This is a genomic window from Parvibaculum indicum (genome assembly GCF_011762095.1).
GTDB lineage: Bacteria > Pseudomonadota > Alphaproteobacteria > Parvibaculales > Parvibaculaceae > Parvibaculum > Parvibaculum indicum.
Genome location: NZ_JAASQO010000010.1, coordinates 34,117 through 53,100, shown reverse-complemented (window position 1 = coordinate 53,100; position 18,984 = coordinate 34,117). Strand labels below are relative to the sequence as shown.

Sequence of the window (18,984 nt, the reverse complement as noted above, 5' to 3'; positions counted from 1 at the left end):
AAAAATATGTCTAATCAACCATCGGTGACCAAGGTAACGAAAACCGGGGAGGCCGTTGGGGGGACGATCGAAGGTCAGAGTTACATCGAGGCCTTTCTCGAAATGCTGAGTGCGGAACGGGGTGCCGCGCGCAACACACTCGAGGCCTATCATCGCGATCTGAAGGACTTCGCCGGTTTTCTGGCGGGGCGACGTCGCGGTGTGCATGAAGCTGCCACGGAAGACATTCGTGCCTATCTGGAAGCGCTGAACAATCAGGGGCTTTCCGCCGCGACAGCGGCGCGGCGCCTGTCGGCCGTGCGGCAGTTCCACAGTTTTCTGTATGCGGACAGCGTGCGGACGGACGATCCGTGCAGCACGGTCGAGGGTCCGAGGCGGGCGAGGCCCCTGCCGAAGACGCTGGCTGTCGCGGAAGTCGACGGCCTGCTTGCCGCCGCGCGGCAGACCGTGGACGGGCGCAGCCATGAGGAAGAAGTACTCGCCTACAAGCGGGCGCGGCTGGTGTGCCTGATGGAGGTGCTTTACGCCACGGGGCTTCGCGTGTCGGAGCTTGTCGGCCTGCCGCTTTCGGCGGTTCGGGGCGATCAGCGGTTCCTCACCGTGACGGGCAAGGGCGGCCGGGAACGGCTGGTGCCGCTGTCCGATACGGCGCGGGCGGCGATCAACGACTATGTGCCGCTCCGGGCGCGCCGTCTGGGCGACAGGGTGTCGCCCTGGCTCTTCCCGTCGCGCGGGCGGCAGGGCCATCTCACGCGGCATCGCTTTGCGCAGCTTCTGAAAGATCTCGCCGTTTCCGCCGGGATCGATCCCAAGCGCGTGTCGCCGCATACGCTGCGCCACGCCTTTGCGAGCCACCTTCTGGCCAACGGGGCGGATCTGCGCGCGGTACAGCAGATGCTGGGCCATGCGGATATTTCGACCACGCAGATCTATACGCATGTGCTGGACGAGCGGTTGAAGGAACTTGTGGAAACCAAGCACCCGCTTGCCAAGAAGGATAGCGCCTGAGAGAGGCTCAGACCGGCGGCGGTCTGAGCCCCATCCGGCGCATGATGCCGGCGAGCTTGTCGGGATTGCGCTGCACATAGATGGCGGCAATGCGGCCGTCCTCGATGCGCAGGCTGACGGTCGAGTGAAGCGTGTCGCCTTCGGTGAGGAGGTAGCCGGGCAGGCCGTTCAGTGCGACCGGGCGGAAAACAATGGGCTCTTCCGCCTTTCGCATGATGCCCAGCCAGAACCGCATGATCTTGTCGGCGCCGAAGAGCGGGTTCAGCGCGGCCAGCACCTTGCCGCCGCCATCGCTGTAGAAGATCGCGTCGTCCTTCATGCAGGCGAGGATTTTTTCCGGATCGCCTTTTGCAAGTGCCTGCCGGAAAAGCTCCGCCAGGCGGGCATGTTCGCGCGCCTCGGTGTTGAAACGGGGATGCTCGGCCTTCACGCGCTTGCGCGCACGCGACAGCATCTGGCGGCAGGCGGCTTCCGACTTTCCGATCAGCCCCGCGATTTCCGAATGGCTGTAATCGAAGGCCTCGTGAAGCAGGAACACGGCGCGCTCTTCCGGCGCGAGCCTTTCCAGCAAATGCAGCAGCGCGATGGAGATGTCGTCGGCGAGTTCCAGGCGTTCTTCCGGCGTGGCGGGTGCCGGGGCGTCGTCGGTGACCATCGGCTCGGGCAGCCAGGGGCCGACATAGGTTTCGCGTCGCGTACTCGCCTTGCGCAGATGGTCGATGGCAAGCCGTGACGCGGTGGTGACGATGAAGGCTTCGGGCGAAGCGATATGCGAGCGGTCCGCGCCCTGCCAGCGCAGCCAGGCCTCCTGCACGACGTCTTCCGCCTCCGCGATACTGCCCAGCATGCGGTAGGCCACCGCGAAAGCGCGTGCGCGATGGGACAGAAAGACGTCTTCCGCGTCGGAGGCGTTCATGCGGGAAGATGGGCGAGTGGGGACATGGGGCATTCGTGTGGTCCTCGGACGGTGGCAGCATAGCCCATGACGGGCCGGGCTGCCGGGCCGTTGCGTCGATGCATATATCGGGAAGACGGACGGGCGGGCCGGTTTGTGACAGGGCATGGTCTTAACCCTTTTAAGTCCCTGAATCGGCACGATGTTTCCCTTGCAGCGAGTTGCAGTTGACAAGGCGACGGGGGCGGGCCAGTGTCCCGGCGCAATCTCCCGCCAAGGGGCCGACGGGCTGGCGGGAATGCGGTTCAAGCGGGTGAATGGACGGGAGTTCCCGGAGCGCAATGCATACTTATCTCGATTTCGAGAAGCCGATTGCCGAACTCGAAGGCAAGGTGCAGGAGCTGAAACGTCTTGCACAGGACGACCCGTCCATGAGCATCGGCGACGAGGTTTCCAAGCTTGAGCAGAAAGCGGCGAACCTGCTGACCGAGACCTATGCCTCGCTCAATCCCTGGCAGAAGGTGCAGGTGGCACGCCATCCGGCCCGTCCGCATTTCAAGGATTATGTGGAACGGCTGGTCGAGGACTTCACGCCGATGGGCGGCGACCGCGTCTATGGCGAGGACTCGGCCATCATGGGCGGCCTCGGCCGGTTCTGCGGCCGTTCCGTCATGATCATCGGTCATGAAAAAGGCTCCGACACGCAGAGCCGCATCAAGCACAATTTCGGCATGGCGCGGCCCGAGGGCTACCGCAAGGTGATCCGGCTGATGTCGCTTGCCGAGCGTTTCGATATTCCGGTCATCACCATGGCCGATACGTCGGGCGCCTATCCCGGCATGGAAAGCGAAGAGCGCAGCGTCGCGGAAGCCATTGCGCGGTCGACGGATCGCTGCCTGTCGCTCGGGACGCCGCTTATCTCCGTTGTGATCGGCGAAGGCATGTCGGGCGGTGCCATCGGTATCGCCTGCGGCAATCGCGTGCTGATGCTCGAACACGCCGTCTATGCCGTGATCTCGCCGGAAGGCGCCTCGTCGATCCTCTGGCGCAGTTCCGACAAGGCGAAAGACGCGGCGACCGCGATGAAGATCACCGCGCAGGATCTGCACAAACTCGGTGTCGTGGATCGCGTGCTGGAAGAACCCGTCGGCGGGGCGCATCGCGAGCGCGCGCAGATGATCCGCGATACGGGCGACGCCATCGAGGAAGAGCTGGCAGGGCTCGAAAAACTCGATGCCGACACGCTGCGCCGCCTGCGCCGCGAGAAGTTCCTCGCCATGGGCCGTCAGGGGATCGCCTGACGCGAGGAGGCGATGGCGTCATTCCGGGCCCGACCCGGAACCCACACCGGTTTCCGGTCCGATGAGAGCGTGAACGGACCCCGGATCGAGATCGGGGTGGCGATTTGTCCGGGTCTTACCCCAGCATCTCCGCAAACGCATCGCGCACATCGTCGGCGAAATAGTCCGGCTCTTCCATGGCGGCGAAATGGCCGCCTTTCTCCATGATCCGCCAGCGGACGATATTGTAGCTTCGTTCCGCCCATGAGCGCGGCGTGTCCGGCAGCGTATCGATCGGATATTCCGAATAGGCCACGGGCACGGTAACGCGCTCGCCCGGTTTCAACTGGTGCGAGCCCTCGGCGGGACCGGCCTTGTAGAGCGTGTTGGCGCTGTTGATCGTGCCGGTGAACCAGTAGATCGAGAACTGGGTCAGGATGTCGTCATAGGGGAAGCGCCGCTCCATGCCGTCTATGGTGTCGGTCTTGTCGGTATCGCCGAGGCGGTAATATTTGTCGGCGAGCCAGCCGGCGAGGCCGGCCGGGCTGTCCGTCAGGCCGAAGGCGAGCGCCATGGGCTTGGTGGACTGGATGGAGCGATAGCCTTCCTCCTGACGCCACCAGGCCTGCATCTCCCGGATCCATTTCGATTCTTCGTCGTTGACCGGCTCTTGGCTCTCGTCCTTGAGGGCGGGGCGCAGCGGCAGCATGGTGAGGTGGATGGCGCGCACCGCTTCCGGGTGCTGGAGCGCGAGGCGCGACGTCACGAAGCTGCCCCAGTCGCCGGCCTGTGCCGCATAGCTGTCATAGCCCAGGCATTCCGTCATCAGCCGATGCCAGAGATCAGCGATGGCGGCGGGGCCGATGGGCTTTCGCGGCAGCGATGAAAAGCCGTAACCGACAAGCGAAGGCACGATCACGTCGAAGGCCGGGTCTTCCCGCCCGAAGCGTTCGGGATGGGCGAGCGGCTCCACCACGTCGAGAAACTCGCGAAAGGTGGACGGCCAGCCATGTGTCATGACGAGCGGGATCGGGTCGGGGTTGCCATCCGTCTTCGTGCCGCGCTCATAGATGAAGTGGATGGTGTGATCTTCGCCGTCATCGTCGGTGAAGGTCGCGCGGAACTGGGGGAAGCGGTTGAGCTTTTCTTCGGCTGCCCGCCAGTCGAAATCGTCGCGCCAGTAAGACACCAGCTTTTCCATATAGGGAAGGCTGGTGCCGTATTCCCAGTGACGGTTGCCCACCGGTTCGTTCGGAAAGCGCGTGCGCTGAAGGCGGCGGCGCAGATCCTCGACCTCCTCTTCGGAGATGTGAACGGTGAACGGGTCGGCGGGAACGATGCGATGGGTCATGGACACCTCAGCCTTTGATCTTCTTCACGAAGCTCATCACTTCATCGGCGAAAAGGCGGCCGGTTTCCCAGGCGGCGAAGTGTCCGCCGCGTTCCGGCTCCGACCAGTGCACGATGTTGAAGCCCTTTTCCATATAGCTGCGCGGGCCGATGCAATAGGCGGTCGCTTCCTGCGGGAACTTCGCCATGCCGGTGGGGATTTCCACCTTCGTGCCGGGGTCCATGTTGACGCCGCCTTCTTCCATCATGCCGCGATAGAACCAGATGGCCGAACCGAAGCTGCGGGTCACGAGATAGAGCATGATGTCGGTCAGCATCGCGTCCCTGGAGAAGGCGTTCTCCAGATGGCCCGGCACGTCGCCGTTCCGGCGGTCCGACCAGGAATGGAATTTTTCGACGATCCAGGCGGCGGCGCCGACGGGGCTGTCCATCATGGCGTAGGAAAGCGTCAGCGGCTTCGTCATCTGGATCTGCATATAGGCGCCGTCCATGCCGAAGGCCGCGCCGGCGGCTGCCGCCCAGGCGTTTTCTTCATCCGTTTCGGGAAGCACGGTGGGGCGCAGCCCGTTCATGTTCACATGAATGGCCTTGCAGCCGCCCTTTTTGTCGACGCCGTGCTCATAGCCGAGCCAGCCGGTGACGATCGAGCCCCAGTCGCCGCCTTGCGCGATATAGGTCTCGTAGCCCAGCACCTCGCGCATGAGCTTGTCCCACAGCGCCGCCGTGGCGCGCGGGCCCATGGGCTTTGCGGGCTTGCCGGAAAAGGCATAGCCGGGCAGCGACGGGATCACGAGATTCACGCCGTCTTCCGCATTGCCGCCGAATTTTTCCGGATGGGCGAGCGGTTCGATCACCTCGTAGAATTCGAGGACGGAGCCGGGCCAGCCATGGGTGAGAAGAAGCGTTTCCGGCGAGCTGCCGGATCCTTTCACATGGATGAAGTGGACATCGAGGCCGTCGACATCGGCGATGAACTGGGGAAAGGCGTTGAGACGCTTTTCCGCTGCGCGCCAGTCATAGTCGTTCAGCCAATAGGTGCATAGTTCACGCATATAGGCCATGTCGGTGCCATAGGCCCAACGGTCGCCGCCTTCGTCGATGGCCGGCATTTCGTGCCACTCATAGGCGCGAACGCGATCCATGATGGCGTCTATTCCGGCTTGCGGAATGTCGATGGCGAAGGGTTGCGGCGCGCCCATGGTGTCTCCCTTATGGCTTTGTCGTTTGCTTGTGCTTCTTTCGGCGCGCCGATTATGGCAGCGCTGTCCGATGCCGCAAGCGAGGAAGGACACGCATCGCGATTGCGGCCTTGACGCAGCGCAAGTAACCTGTGCGCAACAAATAACACCGGGGAGGATACCGAATGGCCGTTGAGCCAAGCACGGCGGGGGGCGCTGCCACGGCAGCACAGCCGGCTATCGTCATCACGCCAGCCTATCGCCGCTATGCGCTGGCGATCCTGCTTCTGGCCTATACATCGAGTTTCGTCGACCGCAGCATCGTCGGCATTCTCATCGAGCCGATCAAGAACGACCTGCATCTCAGCGACACGCAGCTCGGCTTCATGTCGGGCATCGCCTTCGCGATCTTCTATGCCACGCTCGGCATGCCGATCGCGATGCTGGCCGACAGGGCGAACCGGCGGAACATCATCTCCATTGCGGTGTTCGTCTGGAGCATCATGACCGCGCTTTGCGGGCTGGCGCAGAACTTCTGGCAACTGGCCGCGGCGCGCGTCGGCGTTGGCATCGGCGAGGCGGGGTCGAGCCCGCCGTCGCATTCCATGATCGCGGACCTTTATCCGCGCGACAAGCGGTCCGGCGCCATGGCGATCTATTCGCTCGGCGTATATCTGGGCACGATGATCGGCTTCGTGGTCGGGGGCTGGGTCGCGCAGCACTGGGGCTGGCGCGAAGCGTTTTTCGTGGTCGGGCTGCCCGGCGTGATCATCGCGCTCCTGGTGCGTTTCACCATGAAGGAGCCTCCGCGCGGTCATGCCGACGGCGTGGCGATGGAAATTCAGGAGAAGGGGCAGTTCAAAAGGGCGGCCGCCTATCTGTGGAAAACGCGCGCCGCGCGGCATGTGATCCTGGGCGTGACGCTGACCTCCTTCGTCGGATATGGCGGGCTTGTCTGGGGCGCGGCCTTTCTCATTCGCAGTCACGGCATGACGCCGGAGCAGGTCGGTCTTTTCCTCGGTCCGGCATCCGGCGTCGTCGGCGGCATAGGGGCGCTGTCGGGCGGCTATCTCGCCGACCGGCTGGCACGGAAGGATATACGCTGGAATGCGTGGATCCTGACGATTGCCAAGATTCTCGCGATCCCCTTCATCATTGGCTTCTATCTCGTCGACGATACGACGACGGCGATCCTGCTCTATCTGCCGGGGCTTGCGCTGGGCGCCTTCTATCTCGGCCCGAGCTTTTCCATGATCCAGGGGCTGGCGCCGCTTCACATGCGGGCGCTGGCGGCGGCCATCATGCTCTTCGTGCTCAACATTATCGGGCTTGGTTTCGGTCCGCAGCTCGTGGGGCTTTTGAGCGATGCGCTGACAGGTCCCTTCGGGTCGGACAGCCTGCGCTACGCGCTTCTGTTCACCTCGCTCATCAACATCCTCGCCGCATTCCATTATTTCCATGCGGGCAAGGTGCTGAAAGAGGATATGGACGCGGCCATCGCGGCGGAGACGAGCTGACCGAACTGCGGACGACATGAAAAACCCGCCTTCTTGCGAAGGCGGGTTTTTTTTGTTCGTTGGCGGCCTCGGCTCCGTCAGCCGAGCGCGCCGTGGCAGTGCTTGTACTTCTTGCCCGAGCCGCAGGGGCAGGGGGCGTTGCGGGACACCTTGCCCCATGTCGTCGGGTCGTTCGGGTCCGCCGTGACGCCCGGGTCGTTGCGGACGGTGCGCTGAAGCGTTGCGACGTCGCCGCCTTCCAGTTCGTCCTGGCCGGTGGTCAGGTCCTGATGATGCGCATGCATTTCGGGGAGCTGTTCGTCCTCGATACGCGGAGCCTGCTCCTCGGTCACGAACTGGGCGGTGCTGATCTGGCGCGTGACGTCCACCCGAAGATTCGTAAGGAGGTTGTCGAACAGTTCGAAGGCCTCGGCCTTGTATTCGTTCAGCGGATCGCGTTGCGCATAGCCGCGCAGGCCAACGGCCTGACGCAGATGGTCGAGCATCAGCAGGTGGTCGCGCCAGTGATGGTCCAGGGTCTGCAGGACGACGGCCTTTTCGACCTGGCGCATGAGTTCGGGGCCGACCTGCGCGGCCTTGCCGGCCATGGCTTCGTCGGCGGCGCGATAGAGGCGGTCGCGGATTTCCTCGTTCGCGATGCCTTCTTCCTCCGCCCATTCGTCCATAGGAAGGTCGAGGCCGAGCGTTTCCGAGACTTCCTGCTTGAGCGTCGCGATGTCCCATTCCTCGGCATAGGCCTTTTCGGGAATGCAGCGCGCCACAAGGTCGTCGATCACCTGACGACGCATGTCGGAGACGGTTTCGTTGAGGTCCTTCTCCCGCATGAGTTCGATGCGCTGGTCGAAGATGACCTTGCGCTGGTCGTTCATGACATTGTCGAACTTCAAGAGGTTCTTGCGGATGTCGAAGTTGCGGGCTTCCACCTTGGACTGGGCTTTCTCGAGCGCCTTGTTGATCCATGGGTGGATGATGGCCTCGCCCTCTTCCAGACCCAGCTTCTGCAGCATGCCGTCCATCCGGTCGGTGCCGAAGATGCGCATCAGGTCGTCTTCGAGGGAAAGATAGAATTTGGAACGGCCGGGATCGCCCTGACGGCCGGAGCGTCCGCGAAGCTGGTTGTCGATGCGGCGGCTTTCATGGCGTTCTGTGCCGACGACATAGAGGCCGCCCGCGGCAAGCGCGGTTTCCTTCTTCTTGTCGATATCCGCCTTGATCTCTTCGACCTTGGCGTTGTAGGCGGCTTCGTCTTCGATGCCCGCGGTCTCGTCCTCGATACGCATATCGAGATTGCCGCCGAGCTGGATGTCGGTACCGCGGCCGGCCATGTTGGTGGCGATGGTCACGGCGCCGGGCACACCGGCCTGCGCGATGATATGGGCTTCCTGTTCGTGATAGCGCGCATTCAGCACATTGTGCTTGATCTTGCGGCGCTTCATTTCGGCGGAAAGCGTTTCGGATTTCTCGATGGAAACCGTGCCGACCAGAACGGGCTGGCCGTTCTTCTGGCATTCGACGATTTCGTCGACGATGGCGTCGTATTTTTCCTTCGCCGTCCGATAAACCTCGTCGTCCTCGTCGATACGCGCGATCGGCTTGTTGGTCGGGACTTCCAGCACTTCGAGGCCGTAAATGTCGAGGAATTCGTCGGCTTCGGTCAGCGCCGTACCCGTCATACCGCCCAGCTTTTCGTACATGCGGAAGTAGTTCTGGAAGGTGATCGAGGCGAGCGTCTGGTTTTCCGGCTGGATCGGCTGGCGCTCCTTGGCTTCCAGCGCCTGGTGCAGGCCGTCGGAATAGCGCCGGCCTTCCATCATGCGGCCGGTGAACTCGTCGATGATGACGACCTTGCCGCCTTTGACGATGTAGTCGCGGTCGCGCAGGAAGAGCTTGTGGGCGCGCAGCGCATTGTTGACGTGATGGACGATCGAGATGTTTTCGATGTCGTAGAGCGAGCCTTCCTCGAGGATGCCGTGCTCGCGCAGAATGCCTTCGGCGTGTTCGTTACCCTCTTCGGTGAGGGTGACGGTGCGCTGCTTCTCGTCGAGTTCGTAATCTTCCTCGACGAGTTCGGGAATGATGTCGTCGATCTTGATGTAGAGATCGGACTTGTCGTCCAGCGGACCGGAAATGATGAGCGGGGTCCGCGCCTCGTCGATGAGGATCGAGTCCACTTCGTCGATGATGGCGAAGGGGTGGGCGCGCTGCACCATGGCCTCGAGCTGATACTTCATATTGTCGCGAAGATAGTCGAAGCCGAGTTCGTTGTTGGTGGCATAGGTGATGTCGGCGGCATAGGCCTCGCGGCGCTCGTCGTCGTTCATGCCATGCAGGATGACGCCGGTTTCCATGCCGAGAAAACTGTAGATCTGCCCCATCCAGGCCGCGTCGCGCTTGGCCAGATAGTCGTTCACGGTCACGACGTGAACGCCCTTGCCGGGCAGCGCATTGAGATAGACGGCGAGCGTGGAGACGAGCGTCTTGCCTTCGCCGGTCTTCATTTCGGCGATCTTGCCTTCATGAAGCACCATGCCGCCGATGAGCTGCACGTCGTAATGGCGCTGGCCGAGGACGCGCTTGGCGGCCTCGCGGACAACGGCGAAGGCTTCGTCGCGAATGTCGTCCGTTGTGGCACCGTCGGCGAGGCGCGCGCGGAATTCCGCCGTCTTGCCCTGGAGCTCTTCGTCGCTCAGGGCTTCCATTTCCGGCTCGAAGGCGTTGATTGCCTCGACGCTGGTCCGGTAACGCTTGATCTTGCGGTCGTTCTGCGAGCCGAAAAATCGCTTGGCGAGAGCGCCAAAGCTAGCCATCAGGTCAAATCCTCTTGCGCTGTGCCATCGATTGCGGCCGGGCATGCGGGATAGGCTTTCCGGCGGCCGGGCCCTCAAGGTCCTTAACCTTGCCCCGGAGCCCAGATCCCCTTCCAAGGCAGAAAGCCAAGGGAGATGTAAGGGGGCCTCAATTTCTTGTCAATGTAACGGCGGCGGCCCGGCAAGGGGCATCCGTCCCACAAAGCGCCTTGTGTGCGCATGGGCCCCGGTCCATGATCGCGCCCCACGCCCGGCAGGCGGGCGAATTGTCACAATTCAGGCCCTTTTCGGCCGCAGATTCCCGTTTTTGCGCGGGGTGGCCGCCATCCGGGCGCGGGGCCCGCGCCGCACATCCCGAAATATGAAAGTCCTGTCATGTTTGCCTTCCGCACCGTTCCCCTTGCTCTCGCCGCTTCCGTGCTGAGTGCGTCGCTCCTCCTGTCGGGGGGCCATGCCATGGCGGCCGAGTCCGCCGCCGGTCCGGCACCCGAACCCAATGACGTCATTGCAAAGGTGAACGGCAGCCCGATCACCTATGCGGATGTGGCGCTGGCCGACGAGAATATGGGGGGCTCGCTGCAGGGCGTTTCGGAACAGATGCGTTTTCAGTATCTGCTCAGCGCGCTGATCGACCGCAAGGTCGTCGCCGAGACGGCCCGCGAGAAGCATGTGGACGACGATCCGGGCGCCAAGCGGCGGATTGCCTATGCGCAGGAAAAGGCGCTGCGCGATTTCTACTGGCTGCAGCTCATGCAGAGCCGGATCAACGACAAGGCGATCGAGGCCTATTACCGGAAGAATATCGCCGAAGCCCCCGCGAAGAAGGAGGCGCATGCCGAGCATATTCTGGTGTCCAGCAAGGAGGATGCGCAGAAGGCGGAAGCCGAGTTGAAGGGCGGCAAGAGCTTCAACGACGTCGCCAAGGAATTTTCCACCGGCCCCAGCGCGGAAAACGGCGGCGATCTCGGCTGGTTCAAGAAGGGCGATGTCGTACCGGCCTTTGGCGATGCGGTCTTCGCGATGAAGCCCGGCGAGGTCTCCGACCCGGTTCAGACCCAGTTCGGCTGGCATGTGATCAAGCTGCTGGAGATGCGCGACGTGAAGAAGCCCACGCTCGAAGAAGCCCGGCAGGACGTCATTCGCGGCCTGGCGCAGGAAGAAGGGCAGAAGCTCATGAAGGAGATGCGGGCCGAAGCCGATATCGAAATCGTCGGCGCGGATGGCGGCGAGGCCTCGGCCAATCCCGACAGGCCCCGGATTGTTCCGGATGCGCCCTGATTGCTGTAGATAGAGACATCGGGCTTTGAATCGAAGCGCGCCCGGGAACGGGGCGCGCGGCAGCGGCGGCCCGGCACGGAAAGCGGCGCGACGAGGGCAGACGGCACATGACGGTGAAGACGAGCAGCCGAAGCGGCACGAAAACTTCTGTCAAACCCCGCAAGAAGGTGAGCGGCAAGGCAAAGGCCAAGCCGCGCGTGAAAGCGAAACCTCATAGCCGGGCCAAGCAGACGCGGGCGACGCGCAAAACCGTCAAGGCGAGCGCGACCGCGCCGGCGGCGAAGAAGAAACCCGTCAAGAAAAAGCCCGCGCCCAAGACGGGGAGCAAGACCGGCGCCGCGAAGAAGAAAGCGGCGCCTGCCGTTTCCCCGCTTGCGCCCAAAAGCTATCCGGCGCTTCCGCCGATCGAGGGCGTGGAGCTGGGGACAGCGGCGGCGGGCATCAAATACAGGAACCGGACCGACCTTCTGGTCGTGCGCATGGCGGATACCACGCAGGCCGCGGGCGTCTTCACGACCTCCAAGACGGCCTCCGCGCCGGTGGACTGGTGCCGGGGCAATCTGGAAGATGGCGGCCTCGGGCGGATGCTTGTCGTCAATTCGGGCAATTCCAACGCCTTTACCGGCCGGGCCGGCGTCCAGACGGTGAAGGCCACGGCGGCGGCCGCCGCCAATGCGGGCAATTGCCGCCAGAAGGATGTCTTCATCGCTTCCACCGGCGTTATCGGCGTGCCGATGGACCCCGCGCCCGTGGTCGCGGGGATCGAGATGGCGCTCAAGGATGCGCGTCCCGACAATTGGGATGCCGCCGCGCAGGCGATCATGACCACCGACACCTATCCCAAACTTGCCACGCGGCGCTGCAAGGTGGGCGATGCGGAGGTGACGATCAACGGCATTGCCAAGGGCTCGGGCATGATCGCGCCGGATCTGGCGACCATGCTCGTCTTCATCTTTACCGACGCGGCGCTGACCCGCGAGACGGCGCAGACGCTGCTGATGCTCGGCACGCGCGACAGTTTCAACGCCATTACGGTGGACAGCGACACCTCGACCAGCGACAGCGTGATGCTGTTTGCCACCGGCGCCGCGATGAAGGATGCCACGCCGGTCCGCCGGGCGGGCGATCCCAAATTGAGGGAATTCCGCCGGGCGCTGGACGAGCTGATGCTGGATCTCGCGCATCAGGTGGTGCGGGACGGCGAGGGCGCCACGAAATTCGTTCAGGTAACGGTGGGCGGCGCGGAGAGCCATCAGGCGGCGCGGCGCATTGCCATGGCGATCGCCAATTCGCCGCTGGTGAAAACGGCGGTGGCGGGCGAGGACGCCAATTGGGGCCGCATCGTGATGGCGGTCGGCAAATCGGGCGAGGCGGCCGACCGGGACAGGCTCGTGATCCGGATCGGCGGCATCGACGTGGCCAAGAACGGTCAGGCCGTGCCCGATTTCGACGAGGCGCCCGTTGCCCGGCACATGAAGGGGCAGGAGATCGATATTGCCGTCGATGTCGGCGTCGGCAAGGCCTCGGCCACGGTGTGGACCTGCGATCTGACGCATCAATATATCAGCATCAATGCGGATTATCGCAGCTAGGGCCCCGGCGACGGGACGGTGCGGGGTTAACCCCGCATTCACCCTGATACCGGTTTTGCCGGGCGTCGGGCGGCCCGTGTGTCTGAAATTAACCCCGTTTCCCGATGATATGAGGAGCGCGTGAACGCATGAGCGGTGCCGAGGGGGCTGCCCCGAAGATTGTACTCGTGTCGGCTTGCGCGCTGGTCGATGCGGATGGGCGCGTGCTGATGGCCAAACGGCCGGAAGGCAAGCCCATGGCAGGCCTCTGGGAGTTCCCGGGCGGCAAGGTGGAGACGGGCGAGACGCCCGAAGCCTCGCTCATCCGGGAATTGCAGGAGGAGCTGGGCATCGACGTGACGGCGGCCTGTCTCGCACCGCTTTCCTTTGCGAGCCATGCCTATGAGACGTTTCACCTTCTGATGCCGCTTTACGTATGCCGGCGCTGGGAGGGCAAGGTTCGGCCGCTCGAGGGGCAGGAGCTCAGCTGGGTGAGGCCGAACCGGATGCGGGATTATCCAATGCCGCCGGCGGACGAACCGCTGGTGGCGGCGCTGCGCGACCTGCTCATGTGAGCCTTGTCGCGCATTGAAGAGGTGGGGTGCGCGATGGGCAGGCTGACGGAATTTCTGGGGCGTTTCGGGTGCGACGACAACGGGGCGACGGCGATCGAATATGCGCTGATCGCCAGCCTGATCGCGGTGGCGATTTCGGCGACGGTCTGGTCGCTCGGCAATACGGCGCTGACGCATCTGTTCCAGCGCGTCGCCGACGCCATGACCGGCTGACGGTTCACTTCTTTCCGTAAGGCTTACCGAGCGGGGCCTTCTCGCCCGCCGTCTGCTCTTCGCTTCCCAGGGCGTCGGCCAGGCTATGCGCGGCGCTGCCGGGTCGCAGCGGCTGCTGCTGGCTTTCATGCGGCGCCCAGCCCGTCGCCATCACGATTTCGAAGGTGGCAGGGATGCGCCCGTCGGGAAGGCCGAATTTCTCCGCATAGATTTCGACGGCGCGAAAAAGTGTGCGCCGTTTCATCGGCTGTCGGCGCCGTTCCGCCAGCGCGTTGGTTTCGCCCATGCCGCGCAGATCCGCCATCAGCTTCAGCGCATTGTCGTAGCGCACGGTGACGCGGTCGGAATCGACGACCGGCAGGGCGAAGCCCGCCCGCTGAAGCAGGCCGCCCACATCGCGCAAATCGGCGAAAGGCGAGACGCGCGGCGACAGGCCGCCCTCGGTTTCGATTTCGGCTTCGGCAAGCGACTGGCGCAGTTCGGTCAGCGTCTCGCCCCCGAAAAAGGCGCCGATGAACAATCCGTCGGGCTTCAGCGCACGGCGAAGCTGGATGAGCGCGCCGGGCAGGTCGTTCACCCAGTGCAGCGAGAGAATGCTGGCGGCCAGATCGAAGGTTTCACCCGCAAAGGGCAGAAACTCCTCATCGGCCACGAGGCGCGGGCCCGGTGCGCCCTTCACCATGGCAAGAGACAGGTCGGCGGAGACGATGCGACCGATCTTTTCCGGCGGCAGAGCCGCCTTTCCCAGCGTGCCGTCATGGCTGCCGAGATCGAGTGCCAGCGGAAAGGTCCGGTTGGTGTGGAGGAGGCGTTCGGTCACCTCTTCCATCGTCCGGGTGAGGAGAAAGTCGTAATCGCCGAAATTCGCGGCGGCGCGCTCGCGGTGGCGCCTCAGGGCGGCGCGGTCGAAGATGAGGTGCTCGGAGGGGGCGTTCGTCATGGGCGGCATATTGTGTCGGGCCGGGCGCCGCCGCAAGGCATGTTCGCGCTTCGCAGGGTCCCGGGCCTCGGCTAGTCTTGCCCCATGCCGATCGCCACCCCGACCGCGACGGGGCTCTCGCGTCTTGCCGATTTTCTGCTGCCGCCGGTCTGCCTGGCCTGCGGGCAGGGCGTGGCCGAGCACGGCACATTGTGCGGCGCATGCTGGAGCGAGGCGGCATTTATCGAGGAGCCGCGCTGCCGGGTCACCGGTCTTCCCTTCGCCTATCGGCCCGGCGGGGCGCAGCCGCCGGAAGAGGAAATGGTGAGCGCGGTGGCGCTGGCGCATCCGCCGGCTTACTGCGCGGCGCGGGCGGCGATGCAATATAACGATCTGAGTCGGCTGCTGATTTCCCGTTTCAAATATGGCGACCGCCTGGAAGGGGCCCCCGCCTTTGCCAAATGGATGATGCGGGCAGGCGCCGATCTGGTGGAAGGCGCCGATCTCATCGTGCCCGTGCCGCTTCACAGGGCCCGGCTCTTTTCACGCCGGTTCAACCAGTCGGCGGAGCTGGCCCGATGGATCGGCCGGCTGTCCGGCGTGCCTTTCGACGGGCGGACGCTGCTGCGTGTGCGCGCCACCAGACCGCAGGTCGGCCTTTCCGGCGCGGCGCGGCGGCGCAACCTCAGAGGGGCCTTCAAAATCGCCGAGGCGCGGCGCGCGGGCCTTCAGGGGCGCTGTGTGGTAGTTGTAGACGATGTGATTACCTCGGGATCGACGGTCGAGGCCTGCGCCAGGGCGCTTGTCGGTGCCGGCGCGGCCGAGGTGCGCGTGCTCGCACTGGCGCGGGTTGTGACGGGCGAGGGCGCGATTATATGAATAAGAGTTTGTTTTTAAGGAGTTCCGCAGATGGCGGATGTGACGATCTACACGACCATGCTCTGCCCCTATTGCCATCGGGCGAAGGCGCTGCTCGGCAAAAAGGGCATTTCCTTCACCGAGATCGATGTCGGCATGGATTCCGACAAGCGCCGGGAAATGATGCAGCGCGCGCATGGCCGCCATACGGTTCCCCAGATTTTCATCGATGAGCGGCATGTGGGCGGCTGCGACGAGCTTTATGCGCTTGAGCAGGCAGGCAAGCTCGATCCGCTGCTGTCGGCCTGATCCGAACAGGGCGAAACGCAATGGCCGAGACAAGTTTCACCGCGGGCCTGGTGCAGATGCGCAGCGGGCGCGACCCGGAAGCCAATCTGAGCGATGCTTGCCGCCTCATCGAAGAGGCGGCGGATGCCGGCGCTACGCTCATCGCAACGCCCGAAATGACCTCGCTGCTCGAAACCAAGTCGCAGGATCTCTTTGCGAAGGTGAAAGACGAAGTCGATAGCGAGGCCTTGCCGATGTTCCGCTCGCTGGCGGCCCGGCGGGGGCTCTGGCTTGTCATCGGGTCGCTGCCGATCAAGGTGAGCGACGACAAGATCGCCAACCGTTCCTATCTCATCGGACCGGACGGCGAGGTCGCGGCGCATTACGACAAGATCCATATGTTCGATGTCGATCTGGCGGGCGGCGAAAGCTATCGCGAGAGCCGGAATTACGAACCGGGCAAGCGGGCCGTCTGCGCGGACACGCCATTGGGGCGGATCGGTCTCAGCGTCTGCTACGATCTGCGTTTCCCGCATCTCTATCGCGCGCTGGCCGGGGCGGGTGCGGATATTCTGACGGTTCCTTCCGCGTTCACCCGCAAGACCGGCGCGGCGCACTGGCATGTGCTGTTGCGCGCCCGCGCCATCGAGACGGGCTGCTATGTGCTCGCGCCCGCGCAAGGGGGCGTGCATGAATGCGGACGCGAAACCTATGGCCACAGCCTGGCGGTGTCGCCCTGGGGCGAAATCGTCGCCGAGATCGACGGCGAGGAACCGGGCGTGACGACATTCGGGATCGACCTCAAATCCGTCGAAGATGCCCGCCGCGCCGTTCCGAGCCTGAAGCATGACCGCGAATGGCATCTGGCGGAGCCGGGCGCATGATCCACTACGCACTGGTTTGCGCGAAGGGCCATGAATTCGATGGCTGGTTCTCGTCGTCCGCCGGGTTCGAGGAACAGGCGGCCGCAGGCGATGTGCGCTGTCCGGTCTGCGACAGCCGGAAAGTTCGCCGCGCGCTGATGGCGCCTGCCATCGCAAAAGGCGGCACACCGAAGGTAACAAGCGATGCGCAGGCGGAAGCGGTCGAGCGCGTCTCGCAATTGATGACGGCGCTGCGCCGCCATGTGGAACAGAATTTCGATTATGTCGGCGATGAGTTCGCCGAGGAAGCCCGCCGCATCCATTACGGCGAAACCGGGCATCGCGACATTTACGGCGAGACGACGCTCGAAGAGGCCGAAGAGTTGATCGAGGAGGGCGTCGAACTGGCGCCCCTGCCGACCCTGCCGCGCGACAAGGCCAATTAGGCATTTACTGCCGGATTGAATTTGCGTCGTCATTGCGAGGAGCAGAGCGACGAAGCAATCCAGCTCTGAGTGCGCGGCTCTGGATTGCTTCGCTTTGCTCGCAATGACGGAGCGGCCGGACCTGAAACGGTCTAGGCGAAAAGCCCCCTCAGATAATCGTTCAGCAGGCGGCCCTTCGGGTCGAGTTCGTTGCGGATGCGCTTGAAGTCTTCCCAGCGGGGATAGAGCCTTGCGAAATCCGCGCCCGTCAGTGTGCTGAGCTTGCCCCAGTGCGGGCGTCCGCCGGCGGCGCGGTGGATGGGCTCGATCGCCGCGAAATAGGGTTTGTAGTCTTCCTTGTAGTAGCGATGCACCGCGATGGAGGCGCTTTCGCGCTGGTGGAAGGGCGAAAGCCATATGTCGTCCGCGGCGACGGTGCGGAACTCGATCGGGAAGAAGACTTCCAGATTGTTGTTCTCGATTTCGCGGATGATCTTGCGCAGCGTCTCCGGCCCCTTTTCGCGGGGCAGGTGATATTCCATCTCGTTGAAGCGCACGCCGCGCTCGGTGGAGAGCGTCTTGTGGGAATAGTCCACGCGCTCTTCGGGCTCGATGTCGCCCATGATCTTCTGCAGGATCCAGCGCCGGGCCGAGGGCGCCCAGCCCAGCCATTCTTCCAGCATCTTCAACTCTTCAAGCGAGTCGTCGTCGGTTTGCGGCGGGACCGGCGTTTCCGGATCGTCGGTGATGTTGTTGGAGATGCCGAGCGCCATGCCGGAGAAGGGGATGTAGTAGAACTCGAAGATGTGGTTCTCGCGCCAGAACTTCGGCGCTTCCTCCAGCATGTCGTTGATGGGCATGACCCAGGTGCGGCGCTTGAGCTTGTAGAGCGGACGGGCCTTCAGCTTCACCTGGGTGATGACGCCGAGCGCGCCGATGGAAACGCGCGCAGCCTGAAAGAGATCGGCATTGTTGTCGGCGTCGCAGTCGATGGTCTCGCCCTCGGTCGTCATCAGGCGCAGGCCCGACACGAAGGTCGAGAGCGAGCCGATCCCGGCGCCGGACCCATGCGTCGCGGTGGAAATCGCGCCGGCGATGGTCTGCTTGTTGATGTCGGGCATGTTGTCGAGGGCGAGGCCGCGTTCGGCAAGCCCGGCCCCCAGCGCGCCGAGGCGCGTACCGCCCATGACGGCGGCTTCGCCGGTGGCCGGATCGCTGCCGATGACGCCGCTCATCCGGTCGAGCGAGAAGATCGTCCCCTGCGTGGGCACGATGGGCGAGAAGGAGTGTCCGGCGCCCACGGCCCGCAAGGGGGCGGGGCCGGTCTTCAGCAATTCGGCCAGGTCTTCCTTGTTGGCGGGCGCGGCGCGTCGCTCGGGCGTGCAGCTTTGTCCGCCCGACCAGTTGTGCCAGGGAAGCGCTTCCTGTTTCGCCTCGGCAAAAGCGCGGGTGACGGTGCCCGGGATCGTGCCCGTCGCGGCCAGCGCGGAAATCCCCGCGGCCTGAAGCATGAAATGGCGGCGCGAGAATTTCATTGGTTCGTCTCCTCTTTCCCTGCCTCTTTTCCGGCCTTTTTCCCGGTTGGGGCGGGCGCGGCCATGAAGCGCGTCAGCGCGATGAAATCCTCGCGCGAGCATTCGATGCACTGGCCGAGCGGCGGCATGCCGTTAAAGCCGTTCAGAATGTGGTCGAGCAGCGTGTCTTCGCCCTGCGCCATGCGCGGTTTCCAGGCGGCGAGGTCATGCGTTTGCGGGGCGCCCGTTTCCGGCACGGTGTGACAGGTGTGGCAGGACGCCTGATAGAGAGAGGCCTGCCGCGCGGTGAGGTTCACCGGCTCGGGCGTCTTGTCCTCGCCGCAGCCTGCCAGAAGCAGGAAAGCGCCCAGCAGGAGTGTTGCCTGCGCACTGATTTTCATCGAGATGTCCCCTCAAAAGCCGTGAGGGGATCATGCCGAGACGA

Annotated in this window: 18 protein-coding genes; 11 read left to right on the top strand and 7 right to left on the bottom strand. The window is 64.0% G+C overall.

Going from position 1 to position 18,984, the window contains the following annotated elements; genetic code table 11:
- Positions 1–6: 6 nt before the first annotated feature.
- Positions 7–1,008 (top strand): site-specific tyrosine recombinase XerD, encoded by a 1,002-nt coding sequence (gene xerD, locus FHS78_RS12955; protein ID WP_167094795.1) that lies wholly within the window; start codon positions 7–9, stop codon positions 1,006–1,008.
- Between the two features lie 7 nt (positions 1,009–1,015).
- On the opposite strand, the gene FHS78_RS12950 is transcribed toward xerD, so the two are convergent.
- Positions 1,016–1,924, bottom strand: a complete 909-nt coding sequence (locus tag FHS78_RS12950) for a sigma-70 family RNA polymerase sigma factor (RefSeq protein ID WP_167094794.1) — start codon at positions 1,922–1,924, stop codon at positions 1,016–1,018.
- 320 nt (positions 1,925–2,244) lie between these two features.
- On the opposite strand from FHS78_RS12950, the gene FHS78_RS12945 reads away from it, so the two are divergent.
- The gene (locus FHS78_RS12945; protein WP_167094793.1) at positions 2,245–3,204 is read left to right on the top strand and encodes an acetyl-CoA carboxylase carboxyltransferase subunit alpha; all 960 of its coding nucleotides are present in this window, start codon (positions 2,245–2,247) and stop codon (positions 3,202–3,204) included.
- A gap of 115 nt (positions 3,205–3,319) precedes the next feature.
- Here the strand turns inward: FHS78_RS12945 and FHS78_RS12940 are convergent, their stop codons facing one another.
- Both FHS78_RS12940 and FHS78_RS12935 read right to left on the bottom strand, forming a co-directional pair.
- On the bottom strand, positions 3,320–4,534 hold the full coding sequence (locus FHS78_RS12940; protein ID WP_167094792.1) for an epoxide hydrolase family protein: 1,215 nt from the start codon (positions 4,532–4,534) through the stop codon (positions 3,320–3,322).
- Between the two features lie 7 nt (positions 4,535–4,541).
- Complete coding sequence (locus tag FHS78_RS12935; protein ID WP_167094791.1) at positions 4,542–5,732, bottom strand: epoxide hydrolase family protein; 1,191 nt, start codon at positions 5,730–5,732, stop codon at positions 4,542–4,544.
- Between the two features lie 164 nt (positions 5,733–5,896).
- Between FHS78_RS12935 and FHS78_RS12930 the strand changes: the two genes are divergently transcribed.
- Positions 5,897–7,228, top strand: coding sequence for a spinster family MFS transporter (locus FHS78_RS12930; protein WP_167094790.1), 1,332 nt, complete (start codon positions 5,897–5,899; stop codon positions 7,226–7,228).
- A gap of 77 nt (positions 7,229–7,305) precedes the next feature.
- Here the strand turns inward: FHS78_RS12930 and secA are convergent, their stop codons facing one another.
- Complete coding sequence (gene secA, locus FHS78_RS12925; RefSeq protein ID WP_167094789.1) at positions 7,306–10,035, bottom strand: preprotein translocase subunit SecA; 2,730 nt, start codon at positions 10,033–10,035, stop codon at positions 7,306–7,308.
- A gap of 456 nt (positions 10,036–10,491) precedes the next feature.
- Here secA and FHS78_RS12920 point away from each other — a divergent pair, with 456 nt between their 5' ends.
- The 4 genes from FHS78_RS12920 to FHS78_RS12905 all read left to right on the top strand — a co-directional run bounded on the left by FHS78_RS12920 (position 10,492) and on the right by FHS78_RS12905 (position 13,672).
- A complete protein-coding gene (locus FHS78_RS12920) occupies positions 10,492–11,313 on the top strand; it encodes a peptidylprolyl isomerase (protein ID WP_167094788.1) in 822 nt (273 codons plus the stop codon).
- Between the two features lie 107 nt (positions 11,314–11,420).
- Complete coding sequence (gene argJ / locus FHS78_RS12915; RefSeq protein ID WP_167094787.1) at positions 11,421–12,905, top strand: bifunctional glutamate N-acetyltransferase/amino-acid acetyltransferase ArgJ; 1,485 nt, start codon at positions 11,421–11,423, stop codon at positions 12,903–12,905.
- A 128-nt stretch (positions 12,906–13,033) separates the two neighbouring features.
- Positions 13,034–13,459, top strand: a complete 426-nt coding sequence (locus tag FHS78_RS12910) for a (deoxy)nucleoside triphosphate pyrophosphohydrolase (RefSeq protein WP_167094786.1) — start codon at positions 13,034–13,036, stop codon at positions 13,457–13,459.
- 33 nt (positions 13,460–13,492) lie between these two features.
- Positions 13,493–13,672: a Flp family type IVb pilin gene (locus FHS78_RS12905; RefSeq protein WP_205305311.1), complete on the top strand. Its 180-nt coding sequence runs from the start codon at positions 13,493–13,495 to the stop codon at positions 13,670–13,672.
- Between the two features lie 4 nt (positions 13,673–13,676).
- Here the strand turns inward: FHS78_RS12905 and FHS78_RS12900 are convergent, their stop codons facing one another.
- Complete coding sequence (locus FHS78_RS12900) at positions 13,677–14,612, bottom strand: methyltransferase domain-containing protein (RefSeq protein WP_167094785.1); 936 nt, start codon at positions 14,610–14,612, stop codon at positions 13,677–13,679.
- An 84-nt stretch (positions 14,613–14,696) separates the two neighbouring features.
- On the opposite strand from FHS78_RS12900, the gene FHS78_RS12895 reads away from it, so the two are divergent.
- From FHS78_RS12895 to FHS78_RS12880, 4 genes are read left to right on the top strand one after another with little or no spacing between them, the layout of a single operon-like run.
- Positions 14,697–15,470 (top strand): ComF family protein, encoded by a 774-nt coding sequence (locus FHS78_RS12895; RefSeq protein WP_167094784.1) that lies wholly within the window; start codon positions 14,697–14,699, stop codon positions 15,468–15,470.
- A gap of 30 nt (positions 15,471–15,500) precedes the next feature.
- Positions 15,501–15,758 carry a glutaredoxin 3 gene (grxC, locus tag FHS78_RS12890; protein ID WP_167094783.1) on the top strand — a complete coding sequence of 86 codons (258 nt, stop codon included), beginning with the start codon at positions 15,501–15,503 and terminating at the stop codon, positions 15,756–15,758.
- 20 nt (positions 15,759–15,778) lie between these two features.
- The gene (locus FHS78_RS12885) at positions 15,779–16,621 is read left to right on the top strand and encodes a carbon-nitrogen hydrolase family protein (RefSeq protein WP_167094782.1); all 843 of its coding nucleotides are present in this window, start codon (positions 15,779–15,781) and stop codon (positions 16,619–16,621) included.
- The gene (locus tag FHS78_RS12880; RefSeq protein ID WP_167094781.1) at positions 16,618–17,046 is read left to right on the top strand and encodes a DUF1178 family protein; all 429 of its coding nucleotides are present in this window, start codon (positions 16,618–16,620) and stop codon (positions 17,044–17,046) included. The genes FHS78_RS12885 and FHS78_RS12880 overlap by 4 nt, the downstream gene beginning before the upstream one ends.
- Positions 17,047–17,177: 131 nt before the next feature.
- Here FHS78_RS12880 and FHS78_RS12875 read toward each other — a convergent pair whose 3' ends face one another.
- Positions 17,178–18,560, bottom strand: a complete 1,383-nt coding sequence (locus FHS78_RS12875; RefSeq protein WP_167094780.1) for a D-arabinono-1,4-lactone oxidase — start codon at positions 18,558–18,560, stop codon at positions 17,178–17,180.
- On the bottom strand, positions 18,557–18,940 hold the full coding sequence (locus tag FHS78_RS12870) for a c-type cytochrome (RefSeq protein WP_167094779.1): 384 nt from the start codon (positions 18,938–18,940) through the stop codon (positions 18,557–18,559). Before FHS78_RS12870 ends, FHS78_RS12875 begins: the two co-directional genes overlap by 4 nt.
- Positions 18,941–18,984 lie beyond the last annotated feature (44 nt).

Excerpts from the sequence above, each read along its gene's own strand:
- FHS78_RS12875 (WP_167094780.1), bottom strand. The coding sequence starts at position 18,560 with ATGAAATTCTCGCGCCGCCATTTCATGCTTCAGGCCGCGGGGATTTCC.
- secA (WP_167094789.1), bottom strand. The coding sequence starts at position 10,035 with ATGGCTAGCTTTGGCGCTCTCGCCAAGCGATTTTTCGGCTCGCAGAAC.
- FHS78_RS12935 (WP_167094791.1), bottom strand. The coding sequence starts at position 5,732 with ATGGGCGCGCCGCAACCCTTCGCCATCGACATTCCGCAAGCCGGAATA.
- FHS78_RS12880 (WP_167094781.1), top strand. The coding sequence starts at position 16,618 with ATGATCCACTACGCACTGGTTTGCGCGAAGGGCCATGAATTCGATGGC.
- FHS78_RS12940 (WP_167094792.1), bottom strand. The coding sequence starts at position 4,534 with ATGACCCATCGCATCGTTCCCGCCGACCCGTTCACCGTTCACATCTCC.
- FHS78_RS12905 (WP_205305311.1), top strand. The coding sequence starts at position 13,493 with ATGGGCAGGCTGACGGAATTTCTGGGGCGTTTCGGGTGCGACGACAAC.
- FHS78_RS12895 (WP_167094784.1), top strand. The coding sequence starts at position 14,697 with ATGCCGATCGCCACCCCGACCGCGACGGGGCTCTCGCGTCTTGCCGAT.
- xerD (WP_167094795.1), top strand. The coding sequence starts at position 7 with ATGTCTAATCAACCATCGGTGACCAAGGTAACGAAAACCGGGGAGGCC.
- FHS78_RS12945 (WP_167094793.1), top strand. The coding sequence starts at position 2,245 with ATGCATACTTATCTCGATTTCGAGAAGCCGATTGCCGAACTCGAAGGC.
- grxC (WP_167094783.1), top strand. The coding sequence starts at position 15,501 with ATGGCGGATGTGACGATCTACACGACCATGCTCTGCCCCTATTGCCAT.
- FHS78_RS12920 (WP_167094788.1), top strand. The coding sequence starts at position 10,492 with ATGGCGGCCGAGTCCGCCGCCGGTCCGGCACCCGAACCCAATGACGTC.
- FHS78_RS12910 (WP_167094786.1), top strand. The coding sequence starts at position 13,034 with ATGAGCGGTGCCGAGGGGGCTGCCCCGAAGATTGTACTCGTGTCGGCT.
- FHS78_RS12950 (WP_167094794.1), bottom strand. The coding sequence starts at position 1,924 with ATGAACGCCTCCGACGCGGAAGACGTCTTTCTGTCCCATCGCGCACGC.
- FHS78_RS12870 (WP_167094779.1), bottom strand. The coding sequence starts at position 18,940 with ATGAAAATCAGTGCGCAGGCAACACTCCTGCTGGGCGCTTTCCTGCTT.
- FHS78_RS12930 (WP_167094790.1), top strand. The coding sequence starts at position 5,897 with ATGGCCGTTGAGCCAAGCACGGCGGGGGGCGCTGCCACGGCAGCACAG.
- FHS78_RS12885 (WP_167094782.1), top strand. The coding sequence starts at position 15,779 with ATGGCCGAGACAAGTTTCACCGCGGGCCTGGTGCAGATGCGCAGCGGG.
- FHS78_RS12900 (WP_167094785.1), bottom strand. The coding sequence starts at position 14,612 with ATGACGAACGCCCCCTCCGAGCACCTCATCTTCGACCGCGCCGCCCTG.
- argJ (WP_167094787.1), top strand. The coding sequence starts at position 11,421 with ATGACGGTGAAGACGAGCAGCCGAAGCGGCACGAAAACTTCTGTCAAA.